At 44.3% G+C, this 16,770-nt stretch carries 16 protein-coding genes and 1 pseudogene; 13 read left to right on the top strand and 4 right to left on the bottom strand.

The window, feature by feature from the left end; genetic code table 11:
* The first annotated feature begins 8 nt into the window (after positions 1 to 8).
* The 10 genes from fabG to OU793_RS10080 all read left to right on the top strand — a co-directional run bounded on the left by fabG (position 9) and on the right by OU793_RS10080 (position 9,451).
* Positions 9 to 743 carry a 3-oxoacyl-ACP reductase FabG gene (gene fabG, locus OU793_RS10125; protein WP_005494558.1) on the top strand — a complete coding sequence of 245 codons (735 nt, stop codon included), beginning with the start codon at positions 9 to 11 and terminating at the stop codon, positions 741 to 743.
* A gap of 245 nt (positions 744 to 988) precedes the next feature.
* Positions 989 to 1,222, top strand: a complete 234-nt coding sequence (gene acpP, locus OU793_RS10120) for an acyl carrier protein (protein WP_004406112.1) — start codon at positions 989 to 991, stop codon at positions 1,220 to 1,222.
* A gap of 93 nt (positions 1,223 to 1,315) precedes the next feature.
* Complete coding sequence (fabF, locus tag OU793_RS10115) at positions 1,316 to 2,566, top strand: beta-ketoacyl-ACP synthase II (RefSeq protein ID WP_005482767.1); 1,251 nt, start codon at positions 1,316 to 1,318, stop codon at positions 2,564 to 2,566.
* A gap of 106 nt (positions 2,567 to 2,672) precedes the next feature.
* The gene (gene pabC, locus OU793_RS10110) at positions 2,673 to 3,491 is read left to right on the top strand and encodes an aminodeoxychorismate lyase (RefSeq protein ID WP_140103381.1); all 819 of its coding nucleotides are present in this window, start codon (positions 2,673 to 2,675) and stop codon (positions 3,489 to 3,491) included.
* Positions 3,488 to 4,504 (top strand): endolytic transglycosylase MltG, encoded by a 1,017-nt coding sequence (gene mltG / locus OU793_RS10105; protein WP_025532771.1) that lies wholly within the window; start codon positions 3,488 to 3,490, stop codon positions 4,502 to 4,504. Before pabC ends, mltG begins: the two co-directional genes overlap by 4 nt.
* A complete protein-coding gene (gene tmk / locus OU793_RS10100) occupies positions 4,501 to 5,133 on the top strand; it encodes a dTMP kinase (RefSeq protein ID WP_005490472.1) in 633 nt (210 codons plus the stop codon). Before mltG ends, tmk begins: the two co-directional genes overlap by 4 nt.
* A 24-nt stretch (positions 5,134 to 5,157) precedes the next feature.
* Positions 5,158 to 6,120, top strand: coding sequence for a DNA polymerase III subunit delta' (locus tag OU793_RS10095; protein WP_140103382.1), 963 nt, complete (start codon positions 5,158 to 5,160; stop codon positions 6,118 to 6,120).
* Positions 6,111 to 6,878: a TatD family hydrolase gene (locus tag OU793_RS10090; RefSeq protein ID WP_005483719.1), complete on the top strand. Its 768-nt coding sequence runs from the start codon at positions 6,111 to 6,113 to the stop codon at positions 6,876 to 6,878. Before OU793_RS10095 ends, OU793_RS10090 begins: the two co-directional genes overlap by 10 nt.
* A 445-nt stretch (positions 6,879 to 7,323) precedes the next feature.
* The gene (ptsG, locus tag OU793_RS10085) at positions 7,324 to 8,754 is read left to right on the top strand and encodes a PTS glucose transporter subunit IIBC (RefSeq protein WP_005453963.1); all 1,431 of its coding nucleotides are present in this window, start codon (positions 7,324 to 7,326) and stop codon (positions 8,752 to 8,754) included.
* Between the two features lie 295 nt (positions 8,755 to 9,049).
* The gene (locus tag OU793_RS10080; protein WP_005453959.1) at positions 9,050 to 9,451 is read left to right on the top strand and encodes a hypothetical protein; all 402 of its coding nucleotides are present in this window, start codon (positions 9,050 to 9,052) and stop codon (positions 9,449 to 9,451) included.
* 40 nt (positions 9,452 to 9,491) lie between these two features.
* Here the strand turns inward: OU793_RS10080 and OU793_RS10075 are convergent, their stop codons facing one another.
* The 3 genes and pseudogenes from OU793_RS10075 to OU793_RS10065 all read right to left on the bottom strand — a co-directional run bounded on the left by OU793_RS10075 (position 9,492) and on the right by OU793_RS10065 (position 12,118).
* A complete protein-coding gene (locus tag OU793_RS10075; protein ID WP_005494570.1) occupies positions 9,492 to 9,587 on the bottom strand; it encodes a MetS family NSS transporter small subunit in 96 nt (31 codons plus the stop codon).
* Positions 9,584 to 11,050, bottom strand: a pseudogene (locus OU793_RS10070) (sodium-dependent transporter). Before OU793_RS10070 ends, OU793_RS10075 begins: the two are co-directional and overlap by 4 nt.
* 477 nt (positions 11,051 to 11,527) lie before the next feature.
* Positions 11,528 to 12,118 carry an outer membrane protein gene (locus OU793_RS10065; protein ID WP_140103834.1) on the bottom strand — a complete coding sequence of 197 codons (591 nt, stop codon included), beginning with the start codon at positions 12,116 to 12,118 and terminating at the stop codon, positions 11,528 to 11,530.
* Positions 12,119 to 12,245: 127 nt separating this feature from the next.
* On the opposite strand from OU793_RS10065, the gene OU793_RS10060 reads away from it, so the two are divergent.
* Together OU793_RS10060 and OU793_RS10055 are read left to right on the top strand one after the other, a co-directional pair.
* On the top strand, positions 12,246 to 12,338 hold the full coding sequence (locus tag OU793_RS10060) for a YnhF family membrane protein (protein ID WP_005494575.1): 93 nt from the start codon (positions 12,246 to 12,248) through the stop codon (positions 12,336 to 12,338).
* Between the two features lie 30 nt (positions 12,339 to 12,368).
* Positions 12,369 to 13,520, top strand: a complete 1,152-nt coding sequence (locus OU793_RS10055) for a patatin family protein (protein ID WP_005453952.1) — start codon at positions 12,369 to 12,371, stop codon at positions 13,518 to 13,520.
* A 68-nt stretch (positions 13,521 to 13,588) separates the two neighbouring features.
* Here the strand turns inward: OU793_RS10055 and pyk are convergent, their stop codons facing one another.
* Positions 13,589 to 15,031, bottom strand: a complete 1,443-nt coding sequence (gene pyk / locus OU793_RS10050) for a pyruvate kinase (RefSeq protein WP_005453949.1) — start codon at positions 15,029 to 15,031, stop codon at positions 13,589 to 13,591.
* A 421-nt stretch (positions 15,032 to 15,452) separates the two neighbouring features.
* Between pyk and OU793_RS10045 the strand changes: the two genes are divergently transcribed.
* Positions 15,453 to 16,670 carry an ROK family protein gene (locus OU793_RS10045; protein WP_021453636.1) on the top strand — a complete coding sequence of 406 codons (1,218 nt, stop codon included), beginning with the start codon at positions 15,453 to 15,455 and terminating at the stop codon, positions 16,668 to 16,670.
* Positions 16,671 to 16,770: the final 100 nt, after the last annotated feature.

Genomic DNA, 16,770 nt, shown 5'->3' with positions numbered 1-16,770 from the left:
ACAACATGATGAATCTAGAAGGTAAAATCGCTCTAGTGACTGGCGCAAGCCGTGGCATTGGTCGTGCTATTGCTGAGCTTCTTGTTGAACGCGGTGCCACCGTTATTGGTACCGCAACGTCTGAAGGCGGCGCGGCTGCGATCAGCGAATACCTAGGCGAAAATGGTAAAGGTTTAGCGCTTAACGTCACTGACGTTGAGTCTATTGAAGCAACACTAAAAACCATTAACGATGAGTTTGGTGCGATCGATATTCTAGTGAATAACGCAGGTATCACTCGCGATAACCTACTAATGCGCATGAAAGACGATGAGTGGAACGACATCATCAACACAAACCTGACGCCTATTTACCGTATGTCTAAAGCGGTTCTGCGTGGAATGATGAAAAAACGCGCGGGTCGAATCATCAACGTAGGTTCTGTTGTAGGCACTATGGGTAATGCGGGTCAAACTAACTACGCAGCAGCAAAAGCGGGCGTGATTGGTTTTACCAAATCAATGGCTCGTGAAGTGGCTTCTCGTGGCGTAACGGTTAACACAGTTGCACCTGGTTTCATCGAAACTGACATGACTAAGGCGCTAAATGACGACCAACGTGCAGCAACGTTGGCGAACGTGCCAGCTGGTCGCTTGGGTGATCCTCGTGAAATTGCATCAGCAGTAGTTTTCCTAGCTTCACCTGAAGCCGCTTACATTACTGGTGAAACTTTGCATGTAAATGGTGGCATGTACATGGTTTAATGCACAGTTCGTGCAAACTTAGCTATTTTACATTGTGAAAAATAGCCTATAGTTGCAATTAACTGTCATGAACTTGTCATGCTTATGCGCAAGATTTGTGCATGATTTAAGTCAAAAATGTATTGAAATTCGGTTAAATTCGCTAATTTTGTGGTTTGACCAGCAAGGACCCCCTTGCAACTTTCAATAGTTCGAATAAACTACGGAATCATCGCATTAGGCGAAATCTGTAAAGGAAAAGAAAAATGAGCAACATCGAAGAACGCGTAAAGAAAATCATTGTTGAACAGCTAGGTGTAGACGAAGCAGAAGTTAAAAACGAAGCTTCTTTCGTTGATGATCTAGGTGCTGATTCTCTAGACACTGTAGAACTAGTTATGGCTCTAGAAGAGGAATTCGACACTGAGATTCCTGATGAAGAAGCTGAGAAGATCACTACTGTTCAAGCTGCAATCGACTACGTAAACAGCGCTCAGTAATTATCTCTCCCAGGCGGTCTCCTAGACCGCCTGTGTTCTTTCTAACTTCTTCTATCCTCTCATAGAAATATTCAATTCCCGGAGAATTATATCGTGTCCAAGCGTCGTGTAGTTGTCACTGGCATGGGTATGTTGTCACCGGTAGGCAACACAGTAGAATCATCTTGGAAAGCCCTGCTTGAAGGTAAAAGCGGTATCGTAAATATCGAACACTTCGATACTACGAACTTCTCAACTCGTTTTGCAGGTCTTGTTAAAGATTTCGATTGCACAGAGTACATGTCTAAAAAAGATGCTCGTAAAATGGATCTATTCATCCAGTACGGCATTGCAGCGGGTATCCAAGCGCTAGATGACTCTGGCTTACAAATTACCGAAGAAAACGCGCCTCGAGTTGGTGTTGCAATCGGCTCAGGTATTGGCGGCCTAGACCTCATTGAAACTGGTCACTCAGCACTGGTTGAGAAAGGTCCTCGCAAAGTTAGCCCATTTTTTGTTCCTTCGACCATCGTAAACATGGTTGCGGGTAATCTGTCTATCATGCGTGGTCTTCGTGGTCCAAACATCGCGATCTCTACTGCATGTACTACAGGTCTACATAACATTGGCCACGCTGCTCGCATGATTGCATACGGTGATGCAGACGCGATGGTTGCTGGTGGTGCAGAGAAAGCTTCTACGCCTCTTGGTATGGCTGGCTTCGGTGCTGCTAAAGCACTTTCTACTCGCAATGACGAACCTCAAAAGGCATCTCGCCCATGGGATAAAGGCCGTGACGGCTTCGTTCTAGGTGATGGTGCTGGCGTGATGGTTCTTGAAGAATACGAACATGCGAAAGCACGTGGCGCTAAGATTTACGCAGAGCTAGTTGGCTTTGGTATGTCTGGTGATGCTTACCACATGACTTCACCAAGTGAAGATGGTTCAGGTGGTGCGTTAGCAATGGAAGCCGCAATGCGTGATGCGAACATCACGGGTACTCAAGTAGGTTACGTGAATGCTCACGGTACATCTACTCCTGCTGGCGACGTTGCTGAAATCAAGGGTGTGAAACGTGCTCTTGGTGAAGAAGGCGCAAAACAAGTTCTTGTTTCTTCAACTAAGTCAATGACTGGTCACCTATTGGGTGCTGCTGGTTCAGTTGAAGCTATCATCACGATTATGTCTTTGGTTGACCAAATCGTTCCACCAACGATTAACCTTGATGATCCAGAAGAAGGTCTAGACATTGACCTTGTGCCGCACACTGCGCGCAAAGTTGAAGGTATGGAATACGCAATCTGTAACTCGTTTGGCTTTGGTGGTACAAACGGTTCTTTGATCTTCAAAAAGTTCGCTGAGTAAAATCTCTAATAAGGTTTTAAGACCGCGAAACTTGTATTCTAACGGCTCGATGCTTAGCATTGAGCCGTTTTCTTTTATTTGTCGTCTGTAACCTAAGGGTGTTCTAATGTTTTGGTTAAATGGAGTTCCACAAACACAGGTTTCATTAGGTGATCGCTCTTTTCAATATGGAGACGGTTGCTTTACTACTATCCAGACTAAAAACGGCGAGCTAGAGTACTGGCAAGCGCATGTTGAACGTTTGGAAGCATGTCTCAAAACACTTCATATTCCTTTACCTGACTGGAGTATAGTTTCCGAGTGGGCTCACTTGGCTACCCTGAAAGATGAACACGCTGGAATCAAAATTCACATTAGCCGCGGAATCGGTGGAAGAGGGTATGGCACTAAGGGCATTGAGGGCCCAATGGTGACCATCTCGAACTTTGCATTTCCTGTCCATTATGTCGACTGGCAACAAAATGGGGTGAATCTGGGGGTATGCGAAACCCGTCTCGGAATTCAGCCTTTGCTGGCAGGGCATAAACACAACAATCGCTTAGAACAAGTGCTTGCGAAAGCTGAAATTGAGCACTCTAACTTTGCCGATGCAGTGACGTTAAATGTGCAAAATCATGTCATTGAAACTACAATGGCAAACCTTTTTTGGGTTAAAGATAACAAGGTTTATACGCCTAGCTTAAATTTGTCTGGCGTCGCAGGCGTGATGCGTCGTAAGGTGCTTGAATTTTTTGAGGCCAATAATACCGAAGTTGAAGTAGGGGACTTTTCTCTGGTGGAACTGCTTTCTTCGGATGAAGTATGGATGTGCAACTCACTACTAGGTGTTGCACCTGTCACGAGCATTACAGCCTCTAATAACCACAAAACTGTCTTTCCGATAGGAAAACTGACTCAACGACTGCAAGGGAATTTAAATACGTGATTAAAAAACTGTTGGCTTTTGTTGTGCTGATCGCTGTGATAAGCGCAGCAGGGTTTTTTTACGTTGTTTCACAAACAAAGCAATACGTTAACTCGCCAATTTTAATTGAGCAACCTCAACTGTTCACTGTCGAAAACGGCACAAGCTTTCATCGTGTAATGCGCGATTTGGTGAAAGAGAACATCGTAAAAGCGTCTGATTACACTCGCTTAATGCCCCATCTTTACCCAGAGCTTCTTCAAGTGCGAGCCGGCACTTACCAACTCGAGCCAAATGTATCGCTTTACGAGGCGTTAGAGCTACTCAATACAGGCAAAGAACATCAATTTGCCATCACGTTTGTTGAAGGTAGTCGTTTTTCTGAGTGGTTAGAGCAACTTCAAAGCGCACCGTATGTTCAACACGACCTTTCAGGGTTGTCAGAAAAAGAGATGGCACAGAAGCTTGGTATTGAACGTGATAAGCTTGAAGGCTTGTTTTTGGCTGAAACGTACCACTACACCGCTGGTGCGAGCGAAAGTCAGTTGCTAAAGCGTGCACATTCCAAATTAAATAAAATACTGGATGCGAACTGGAACGCTCGTCAGGAGAAGCTGCCTCTCAAAGACAAGTATGAAGCGCTGATCCTTGCCTCGATTATCGAAAAAGAAACGGCGATTGATTCAGAACGCGAACGTGTTGCTTCTGTGTTTGTTAACCGTTTGAATAAACGTATGCGACTTCAAACGGATCCGACCGTTATCTACGGAATGGGGGATGCTTACGATGGTAACATCCGTAAGAAAGACCTACGCACCCCAACACCATACAATACCTACGTTATTAATGGTTTGCCGCCGACACCTATTGCAATGGCCGGAGAAGCCTCTATTGAAGCTGCACTAAACCCAGAAAGCAGTGATTACTTATATTTTGTAGCAAGTGGGACGGGCGGACACGTTTTCTCGAAATCACTTGCTGAGCACAATCGTGCTGTTCGAGCCTATTTAAGAGAACTAAGAAAGAACAAATGATGAAAGCAAACTTTATTGTCGTAGAGGGCCTTGAAGGCGCAGGGAAAAGCACTGCGATTAAAACGGTTTTGGACACGCTCAAACAAGCGGGAATCGAAAACATCGTTAACACGCGTGAACCTGGTGGGACACCTCTTGCCGAGAAAATGCGCGCTTTAGTCAAGGAAGAGCATGAAGGCGAAGAGTTGAAAGACATGACAGAGTTGCTTCTGTTGTACGCCGCGCGTGTTCAACTGGTTGAGAATGTGATTAAGCCAGCGCTTGCAAACGGACAATGGGTTGTTGGCGATCGCCATGACTTGTCATCACAAGCTTACCAAGGTGGTGGCCGTCAAATTGATGCGTCACTCATGAAAAACCTTCGTGACACCACGTTGGGTGACTTTAAGCCCGCATTTACACTTTATATGGACATCGACCCTCGTATCGGTCTTGAGCGTGCTCGTGGTCGTGGCGAGCTAGACCGTATTGAAAAGATGGATATCAGCTTCTTCGAGCGCACTCGTGAGCGTTATTTGGAAATCGCCAATGCTGATCCGTCAATTGTTGTGATCAATGCAGAACAATCGATTGAAGAAGTGTCTCGTGATATTCAAGACGCCTTGAATGAATGGTTGTCTCGCCAGTAAGTAAAAAGCGAATATAGGTTACGCATGTTTAATGATTTTCCTTGGCTAAAGCCAGCATGGGAGAACCTCAAATCTGGGTTGGATTCAGATCGAATTCCTGGAGCTTTATTGCTGCAAAGTGATAAAGGCTTGGCAGTAGAAAAGCTTGTTGAGTTTTTTAGTCATGCACTTCTTTGTCAAAACTACAGCAGTGAAGCTTGCGGTTTTTGCCATAGCTGTCAACTGACGAAATCTCAAAGCCATCCAGATTTGCACTGGATTAGGCCAGAGAAAGAAGGCAAGGCGATTACGGTTGACCAAATTCGCGCTTGCAATCGTCTAGCTCATGAATCTTCTCAGCTGAATGGTTACCGTTTGTTTGCGATTGAGCCAGCCGATGCGATGAATGAATCCGCTTCTAATGCGCTATTAAAAACGCTGGAAGAACCGGGCGAAAAATGTTTGTTTTTGCTGGTCACTCATAATCAAGAAAGATTGCTACCGACGATTCGTAGCCGATGCCAGCATTGGGTTGTGACGCCGCCTTCAACCGATCAAGCTATGCAGTGGATTGGGGAGCAAGGCTTGTCTCAAGTACCGGCTTTCGCGTTGAAACTGAATATGGGTTCTCCATTAAAAACGCTTGAGTCGTTGAAAAATGGTGAGCTAGAGGAGTATTCGGCTTTCGAACGTTGTTTGGTTGAAACACTGTTATCTCCGACGTCTGATGTCTCCAAATGTGCATCGTTAATGGCAAAAAATCCAGACCAAGCGCTGGATTGGGCATGGTTGTTATTGACGGATGCTCAGAAGGCGCAGTTTGGTGTTGTAGACGAAGGCATACTGCCTGGTGCCGCGAAATTTCAGCCCCATCATTACGATGGGTTGTATGCATCAACAAAGAAACTCATGGAGCTCAAAGCGCAAATGCAAACCTTTCCGGGTTTGAACCTTGAGCTACTATCAATGAACTGGTTAATTGAATCACGAGAGGCATTATGTTCGTAGATTCGCACTGTCATTTAGACAAATTGAATTACGATGATCTTCATATCAATATTGAAGACGTTATTAACAAAGCAAAGCAAGCTAACGTAAAAGAGCTGCTATCTGTAGGTGTTACGTTAGACTCATTTCCTAATATGTTGGAGATGATCGAACCTTACGAGAATGTGTACGCTTCTTGTGGTGTTCACCCATTGGATGTTGAGAGTGCGTTTTCCATGGAGACTTTGCGTCGCCATGCTAGCCACGAAAGAGTTGTTGCTATTGGCGAAACCGGATTGGACTACCATTACAAACCAGAAACAGCGGCACTTCAAAAAGAGCGTTTTGAACAGCAGGTTGAGTTGGCGGTTGAACTGAACAAGCCACTTATTATCCACACCCGTAATGCGCGTGAAGATACATTGGACATTCTACGTAATGGTGGCGCGGAGAAATGTGGTGGTGTCATTCATTGTTTTACTGAAGATCTTCCCTTTGCTGAAGCTGCTATGGATTTGGGTTTTTATATCTCGATTTCAGGTATCGTGACTTTTCGTCAAGCAACCGAGTTGAAAGAAGTGGTGAAAGCGTTGCCATTAGAGCGATTGCTGATTGAGACCGACTCACCATACTTGGCTCCAATTCCTCATCGAGGAAAAGAGAACCAACCGGCTTATGTTGTCGAGGTTGCCGCGTATATTGCGCAACTTAAGTCATGTGCACTGTCTGAAGTTGCGCATAAAACCACCGAAAACTTCCGAAATCTTTTTTTGCGATAAAAAATGACATCCGGTATTAAAAAGGAGCGAAAGCTCCTTTTTTTGTTTACAAATACGTCAGATGTACTCTTCATTTTAATGTTTACGAAAAATGTTGATTCAATAACATTCAAATTTCACAAATGTAATTTTGTTACTAAAAATAACATTGTTCTGTATTTTATTTACGCCTTAAAATTAATAATATAAATAATAAAATCTTTATAAAACAGTAATATAGGTTAAATGCAAACCTTTTCATTGACCGTTTTTGGGTGTGATCTAAGACTTGTTTTGAAACTAAATTTCGTAACTGTGTGGAAAGTTTGAGGGTCATCAATATATATTTAGAGCCGGAAAATATAATGCAGTTGTGGTTACATTTTCATTGGGTGCTAACCTTTAGGCTACGGGGGTGTGCCGTTAGTGCCCAAATAATACTTATAAATTTATCAGGAGCATAAACATGTTTAAGAACCTTTTTGCTAACCTGCAAAAAGTTGGTAAGGCGCTGATGCTTCCAGTATCAGTTTTACCAGTTGCAGGTATTTTACTAGGTGTTGGTGCTGCCCACCTAAGCTTTATTCCAGAGATCGTTTCTAACCTTATGGAACAAGCTGGTGGTTCAGTATTCGGCCAAATGGCACTTCTATTCGCTGTAGGTGTTGCACTAGGCTTCACAAACAACGATGGTGTAGCTGGTCTAGCTGCAATTGTTGGTTACGGCATCATGACTGCAACACTAGGTGTTATGGCTGGCGTAATGGGCGTTGAAAAAATCGATACAGGTGTACTAGGTGGTATCCTTGTCGGTGGTGTTGCTGCTTGGGCATTCAACCGTTTCTTCAAAATTCAACTTCCAGAATACCTTGGCTTCTTTGCTGGTAAGCGTGCAGTGCCAATCATCACTGGTTTTGCAGCGATCATCCTTGGTGTAATTCTTTCTGTAATTTGGCCACCAATCGGCGGTGCAATCTCTGCATTCTCTGACTGGGCTGCGCACCAAAACCCACAACTAGCATTCGGTATCTACGGTGTTGTTGAGCGTTCACTAATCCCATTCGGTCTACACCACGTTTGGAACGTACCTTTCTTCTTCGAAGCTGGTACTTGTGTTAACGCAGCAGGCGAAACTCAACACGGCGTTCTAACTTGTTACCTAGTTGCTGATGAAGCATCTCGTGCTGCTGGTAATGGCTTCGGTCAGCTAGCGGGTGGTTACATGTTCAAGATGTTCGGTCTACCAGCTGCAGCAATCGCGATTGCTCACTGTGCTAAACCTGAAAACCGCGCGAAAGTAATGGGTATCATGGCGTCAGCTGCTCTGACTTCATTCCTAACAGGTATTACTGAGCCAATCGAATTCTCATTCCTATTCGTTGCTCCTGTTCTATACGGTATCCACGCTCTACTAGCTGGTTCTGCATACATCGTTGCTAACACTCTAGGCTTTGTACACGGTACATCTTTCTCTCACGGTCTGATCGACTTCCTAGTTCTATCTGGTAACGCTCAGAAGATGGGTCTGATGATCGCTGTTGGTCTAGTTTACGCAGTAATCTACTACGTAGTGTTCCGTGCAGTAATCACAGCTCTTGACCTAAAAACTCCTGGTCGTGAAGATGAAACTGAAGAAGCTGCGGCGACTTCTAGTTCAGACATGGCAGGTGAGCTTGTTGCAGCATTCGGCGGCAAAGCAAACATCACTGGTCTAGACGCATGTATCACTCGTCTACGTGTTGCTGTTGCAGATACTGCTGCGGTTGACCAAGACAAACTAAAACAACTTGGCGCTGCTGGTGTTGTAGTTGTTGCAGGTGGTGTTCAGGCTATCTTCGGTACTAAGTCTGACAACCTAAAAACTGAAATGGATGAGTGGATTCGTAACCACGGTTAATCCCCAACATTCATTGTTTTGAAAGGAGGCTAAGGCCTCCTTTTTTGTGTTTTGGATATCGCTGAATCACTTATTATCTATTGCCTGCCTGCCTGCCTACCTGACTTTCTTGCCTATATTTTTTGCCTATTGGTTTCATGAGTACGACCTAGGCTCACCTTATTGAACCTTGTGATCTCAAACTCATCTTTACTTTTGTCGGCTTTTTCGTACAAACCGTTTACTCACTGATGACATAACAAATATTGAACATGTTTGAATTATGCACGATGTTTTTTAAGAATTGATAACGTGTATGAAGAATAAAATTATCTTAGCAGTGGGTCTTATTTCTAGCTCGGCAATGGCGGCTAACGAGCCTGCTAATCTGTCTGTCGGTATGGCAGTAGACCAGCAATTGAGCGTGGTTGTGGAAGTTGACAACAAATATCGAGGTATCATTGGCAACGATGGCATGGCGTTCGACTATATTGCGAAGCGTGGTGCGTTTGACCAGAATATGCCAATCACTTGGTATGTCGGGGTTGGTGGCTGGTATGAGTGGGATGACGAATTTGGTATTCGTGTTCCACTTGGCGTGAACTGGGACCTATCGAAAGGATGGGACGTTTATGCGCAGATCCATCCTGAGCTCGATCTCTATAAAGGCCCTGACTTACAGTTGGGTGGAGCTGTTGGTGTGAAATACAGCTTCTAGCCCTCGGCATTTTGTGTCTGATTAAGACGGAATTTCAATCTTACTGTTTGTTCATCGCACGTTTAATGCAGATAGCTGCACCACCCCAAGTGATGCCCAAACCAAGAACCATCATAATGATTGCGCTAACGGTCATTTTACTGCCTCCTTGCGGTTTGCTGCGTTGATAAGTAAGCCAAAGATAAAGAGTGCGGCAATGATTGCCCAACCTAGAGTTAGATCGTAGCCACCATAGCCTTCTGTAAATAGCGCATAAAGCTTAGTTGCCAAGATGATTGCTAACATGATTGGTGTGACAAAGCGTAAACAAATCTCAAACCATTGACCGATAGAGAAGTCAGAACGCTCATTCACGTAGCCGCGTACTTCTGGTACACGATTTAGCAACCAAGCCATCAATACGATTTCAATCAAGCCACCAACCATAATACCAACGTTGTTTGCAAAGTGATCGACTAAGTCTAGTAGCAGTAGGCCACCGTTGGTCGCAAATGCCATCGACACAACAAAGCCAGTACCGATTACCACATTTGCTGCTTTCTTACGGCTCCACTTTAACTTATCAATAATGGCTGACGTCACTGCTTCCATAATCGAAATGTGTGAACTTAGACCGGCCACAACAAGCGCAAAGAAGAACAGCGGGCCAAGAATGTAAGGTGCTGGCAATAGGTTAATTGCCGCAGGTAACGTCACAAAGGCAAGGCCTACGCCGGCAGAGACAACTTCTGTTAGTGGTTTACCTTGCTCTTGAGCCATGTAACCCAATACAGAGAAGATCATGATACCTGCAAGGATAGAGAAACCACAGTTGATCAGTACGGTCATAAAGGCGTTGTTTGTGATGTCAGACTTCTCAGGCAAGTAGCTTGAGTAGGCCAACATGATTGCAAAGCCGATACTTAGGGTAAAGAAGATTTGACCATACGCGGCAGCCCATACTTTTACGTCCCAAATCTTGCTGAAATCGGGTTCGAACATATAGTTCACACCATCGAGTGCACCGGGTAGGAATACCATGCGACCGATCAGAAATAGAACCATCAAGAATAGGATTGGCATCATGATTTTTGATGCGCGTTCGATGCCGGACTTAACGCCACTTGCAATGGCAATGTAAGTAACAGCCCAAGCAATGGTCATCGCTATAGCAATTTTCCATTGAATACCGCCTAAGTTTGTTGGTGAGTTATCACCTAACTTTAGGTATTCGCTAAAGAAAAACGCGTTAGTGTCGGTTCCCCAACTTTGAGTAAACGACATACCAAAGTAAGAGATAGACCAACCAATTACCGCAACATAGTAAACGGCAATAACAGCAGCAACGCCAACTTGGAACCAGCCAAGCTATTCAAACTTCGAATGGATTTTTGCTAGTGTTTTCGGTGCTGAACCACGGTATTTTTGTCCCATACTGAACTCAAGGATCATGAATGGGATACCGGCAGTGATCATGGCAAAAAGGTAAGGAATAAAAAATGCGCCGCCACCGTTTTCGTAAGCCATGTATGGGAAACGCCAAATGTTACCCAATCCGATGGCTGACCCGACTGCTGCTAAGATGAATCCTGCACGGGATCCCCATTGTTCTCGCTTCATATCTGACTCCTATACGACTCCCTAAGGAATGAAGCTCTCTCAGTTGATCTGCAATCCCTGCTAAATTGTTAAAAGAAAGGACAACTGTTATCCGTCAGTTTTATGATCCTAAATTCTAACTTGTCATTAATTTGCAGAGTTATGTTTTGCCTAACGTAAGAGAAGTTAGAGATTAACTCTTATTATGTTGATGTGTGTTTGATAAAACTGAAATATTTATCTGTTTTCGTTATTCAGACTAACTTCTAATAATACAGAGCGCAATAGATTCTAAATGTTAACAGTAGTGTTTTGTGTGGTTTTAATGTTGTTAAATAGTGAGAAAATAGGTGATCTGAAAGGTTGGCTAGGCGGTTTAGTGAAATAAATGACTGCTATATTGCTATTTGAATGGTCTTATGGACTATTTTTATCATTTAGGGCGTACGACTATCTTTTGCACACCCTATAGATAATGTTCCGGTTAATTTGCCTCAGTTAAAAGCGAAAACTAAAGCCTACGTTTGACTGAAATTGGTTCATCCAATCAGTATCGAATTTGATGATGCAGCTTGAACCATCAGATGGCAAAGTGCATGCACCAGATGTGTCATTATCTACGACCGTACCTAACCAGCGTACTTGTGCCGTTAGAGCAAAGTTTTTTGAAAATGCGTACTCTAACCCAGCAAAAGCACTGGCAGAAAAACCGTATTTTTTATCAGCCCAGTCGACGTCGGTGTAAGACCCGCCAACCCCCAACCCTACATAGCTTTGCCAACCTTCAGCGAGGGGATAGTAAATATTGCTTTGGAATTGTAAATAATGGATATCGGCGGAGTTCGACAACTCTTTGAGCTCTGTCGGTTGTGCAGAATAGAAAAGGCCGATTTTTCCCATTTCAAAAGGTGTTTCTATTGATAAGGCGTAACTGAGGGCAGGGTCTATGTCATAGGTGTTTTTGTTTTCATCTTCGACTTGCCCGCCGCCAGTAAAGCCAATAAATGGGGTTACGATAACATTTGCTTGTGCGCTCAATGCGCAGCTCATTAACATGCCCCCAACTAGCCAACTGAGTTTATTCTTCATGTCCTATCTCCTTATTATGACTAAGCTAATTGTGATGGCTTAGTCAAAATCGCGCGACTAAATTAACCAAATCTTGAACATGTTTCACACTGGTGTTATTAATTTGTTACAGGTCAAGGAGGCGTTTATGGAACACGATCTAAAATCCGCACTAATCATTGTCGTCAGTGTTTTCGCAGTGCTTTTGTCGTTCGGAATTATTGCGATTACGACGGCCTAACAATAAGCATCAGAAAACTGGCGTGAGCCGATGATACGTAACAGCGGTATAATCACCGAAAGCCATACAGAGCTCGATATAGAAGTTTATGAGCACTTTAGACATGGCAAAACTGCTCTAGTCACACAAGGAGGAGGGCAGCGAGGGATTTTTACCGCTGGAGTGTTGGATGCACTACTCCTTTCTAATTTCGATCCTTTCGATGAGTTTTACGGCACTTCTGCCGGTGCTCTAAACCTTTGCTCGTATTTATGTCGTCAACATGGCATGGGTAAAGCGTTCATTACCGAACTGACTACTTCTCCTGAGTTTTTTAATCTTTTCCGCTACATTCGTAAGCAACAATACTTGAGTCTTGAGTGGGCGCTAGAAAGAATCCAAGATTTTCCTTACAAACTTGATCTCGATTTAGGGCGTAAGACCTTGGCTGGAAGAGGAGCGTTTGCAGCCGTTACGAACGTGGAAAATTTATCCGATCAGTATTTGCCGATTCTTGGGGATGATTGGTTCCACACCATGCTAGCCACTTGTGCGATTCCTAAGTTGTACCATGGCCCCGTCGATGTAAATGGGCAAAAGTTTGTGGATGGTGGTGTATCAGCCTCGATTCCGGTTCAAGAAGCGTGGCGACAAAATGCGCGCAACATTATTGTGATTCGCACAGAACCCTTCTCTGAGATAGAGGCGAGGGCGCAAAGTGAAATCGGAGACGTGCCAGTAGAATGGTATCGCGAATCCATAAACTCGGTGCAGCAATCTTGGCAACAAAAAGTCAGCCAATGGAAGTCTGACTGGACGTCTTTCTTCCAACAAAAAATTAATACTGCGCACCAGTCTAAGTTAACTGGGAAAATGCTTCTCAACGGTGGTCGTTGGTTATTTGGTGCTGATAATTTGTATCGATTAAGCCATTTGATTGGTGAGAATTTTGATTCTGGCTTGGCCGATATGCTGATGATTCACTACCAGACCTTTGAGCTAACGCAGGCGTTTTTATCAAACCCACCGGACGACACGTTTATTTTGCAAATTGCACCCAAAGAGGGCTTGAAATCTTCTTCACTCCTGAGTGAACCAGAAGCGTTAGAGCATGATTATCAATTGGGCTTGCAAGCTGGGTTTAATCTGGTTCAGTTATACGATCAACTGAATATGGATCTTGAAGGTCGAGAAAGTGCTTAAGCTAGCGTAAGTCACCTAAGTGATAAACAAAAAAGGGCTCCACTGGAGCCCTTAGCATTTCTATTACGTTAGACTGGCAGAATACGCATGCAGTTGGTTGAACCAACGACGTCCATCACGTCACCTTGAGTGATGATCACTAAGTCACCTTCATGTAAGTAACCTTGATCTTTGAGGCTGGAAATTGCGGCTTGAGCGGTTGGTAAGCCCGCATCGCATTTCGCATCAAAGTACACTGGCGTCACGCCACGATATAACGCTGCGCGGTTGAGCGTCGATTCGTTACGCGATAAAGCAAAAATCGGCAAACCAGAGCTTAGGCGTGACATCATCAAAGCAGTTCTTCCTGACTCTGTTAATGCAATCATCGCTTTAATGCCTTCCATGTGGTTCGCTGAGTACATGGTTGCCATTGCAATGGTCTCTTCTGCTGTTTCAAAGGTGCGGTCGAGACGGTAGGTCGATAGACTTGCTTCAGACATCTTTTCTGCGCCAATACAGACATCCGCCATTGATTTCACGGTCTCTACCGGATATTGACCGGCAGCGGTCTCTCCAGACAGCATCACGGCATCGGTGCCATCCAAAACGGCGTTTGCTACGTCCATGACTTCTGCACGCGTTGGCATTGGGCTATTGATCATGGATTCCATCATTTGAGTTGCAGTAATGACGACTCGGTTCAAACTTCGAGCTCGACGAATGAGTTTTTTCTGAACACCGATCAGCTCAGGATCGCCAATCTCAACGCCTAAATCGCCGCGAGCGACCATCACGACGTCAGAAGCTAGGATGATATCGTCAATCGACTCGCTCGTGGCGACGGTTTCTGCACGTTCTACTTTTGCGACGAGTTTTGCTTCTAAGCCGGCATCCCGGGCCAAGCGTCTGGCATAGTGCATGTCCTCGCCATTGCGAGGGAAAGAAATGGCCAAATAGTCGACCTTAATTTCTGCGGCTGTGATGATGTCAGCTTTGTCTTTTTCCGTGAGTGCATCGGCTGATAAGCCACCGCCTTTTTTGTTGATGCCCTTGTTGTTGGATAATGGACCACCAACGGTCACTCGGGTATGGACTTTATTTCCTTCTACGCTGGTGACTTGCAATTGAACTCTGCCATCATCAAGCAGTAGAATGTCGTTCGGTGAAACATCTTGAGGCAGTTCTTTGTAATCCAAACCAACGGATTCTTGGTTCCCTTCGCCTTTTGGTAAGTCGCTATCTAGTGTGAATTTATCGCCGACTTTGAGTGTGATTTTACCGTCTTTAAAGGTCGAAACACGAATTTTAGGTCCCTGTAAATCGCCAAGAATGGCAACCTGACGCCCTAATCTTGCGGCAATCGCGCGTACTTTTTTAGCACGTTGAATGTGGTCTTCACTTGTACCGTGAGAAAAGTTCATACGAACGACGTTCGCACCAGCTTTAATGATCTCCTCCAGCACATTGTCTTTATCAGTTGAAGGGCCAAGAGTGGTGACAATTTTCGTTCTTCTTAATTTGGAAGTCATAGATTCTCCGAAGAATGCAGGTGTAGGACAAAGTAACTCAAATTTTATTCTTACTTAATTTAACCACTGTCGAGGTCAGTATTTTCTAAGCTCGATGCCAGTTAGGTATAAGTATATGCACAGATTGTTTGCATGAAGAGTGACACTCGCTAAAACAGACGGATAATACATAGAGGACTAACGAGTTAGCGAAAACCTCTTTGTAGGGATGCTCTGTGGTCGCTTATGTTGCTCTCCTAATTTGAAGAATAAAATAAGTTATTTTTCAAACAATTTAACAGGAGTAGATTTCCCGTTATTTGATTGAATACACAAACAAACATGTTTATACGTGATGCTTGTCACGGGGATTTATTAATTCACTTCACAATTACTTCGCAAAGTAAAAAAATTGTCTCGTTATAGAATTTCGGAGTGCAAGATGTACATGGCTCAACCGGGCCATATTGATCATATCAAACAGGTCAATGCTGGTCGTGTATATAAACTTATTGACCTAAAAGGTCCAATTTCTCGAATTGATTTGTCGAAGCAAAGTGAGCTTGCGCCTGCGAGTATCACCAAAATCACTCGAGAATTAATCGAAGCACACTTGATTCATGAAACTACCGTACAAGAGGCGACAAGTCGTGGTCGTCCTGCCGTAGGCCTACAAGTTAACAACGAAGGTTGGCAGTTTCTGTCGATGCGTTTAGGTCGTGGCTATCTGACAATTGCTCTGCATGAGTTGGGTGGCGATGTCTTGATCGATACCAAAATCGAAATTCATGAACGTGACCAAGACGATGTTCTTGAGCGTCTGCTCTACGAAATTGACGATTTTTTTCAGACGTATGCCGATCAACTCGATCGCGTTACTAGCATCGCGATTACGCTTCCAGGCCTTGTAAACTCTGAGCAGGGCGTGGTGCTACAAATGCCTCACTATAACGTCGAAAACCTTGCTTTGGGGCCAGAGATTTACAAAGCGACGGGTTTGCCGGTCTTTATTGCCAACGATACGCGAGCTTGGGCTTTAGCTGAAAAGCTCTTTGGCCATTCCCAAGAAAATGACAACTCTGTTCTTATTTCGATTCACCATGGTTTAGGCGCCGGTATCATTCTTGATGGGCGAGTTCTTCAAGGCCGCCACGGTAATATTGGTGAACTAGGGCATATTCAAATTGATCCCAACGGGAAGCGATGTCACTGTGGCAACATTGGTTGCTTAGAAACGGTTGCCAGCTCGCAAGCGATTCGTGAAGAAGTGGTAAGACGCATCTCTGAAGGTGAAGCCTCCATTCTTGCGGATCAAGAAGAGATGAGCATCGAAAGTATCTGTGAAGCCGCGGCAAATGGCGATCCTCTCGCGGTTGATGTGATTGAAAAATTGGGACGCTATTTAGGTTCTGCGATTGCTATCGTGATCAACTTGTTTAACCCAGAAAAGATTTTGATTGGTGGGGTAATTAACCAAGCGAAAGAGGTGCTTTATCCAGCCGTTCGCCGTTGTATTGAAGAACAAAGCTTGCCTGTTTATCACCAAGATCTTGAGCTGGTGGAATCTCGCTTTTATAAACAAGCGACGATGCCGGGCGCTGCGCTGATAAAACAAGCTCTGTATGATGGGCAGTTGTTAATGAAGGTGGTGGAAGGTTAATCACTTCTTTCTATCTTTAATTTGATTTAGGGTGTGGCTTAAGAGCGCACCCTTTTTTGATCTTAAAAAGCCATCAAATGACGAATCTGAGCAGCAGTGC

The sequence above is a fragment of the Vibrio sp. VP6 genome, assembly GCF_028823755.1.
Lineage (GTDB): Bacteria > Pseudomonadota > Gammaproteobacteria > Enterobacterales > Vibrionaceae > Vibrio > Vibrio parahaemolyticus.
Note: the sequence above shows the minus strand (reverse complement) of the source record. Positions and strands in the feature narration are given on the sequence as shown.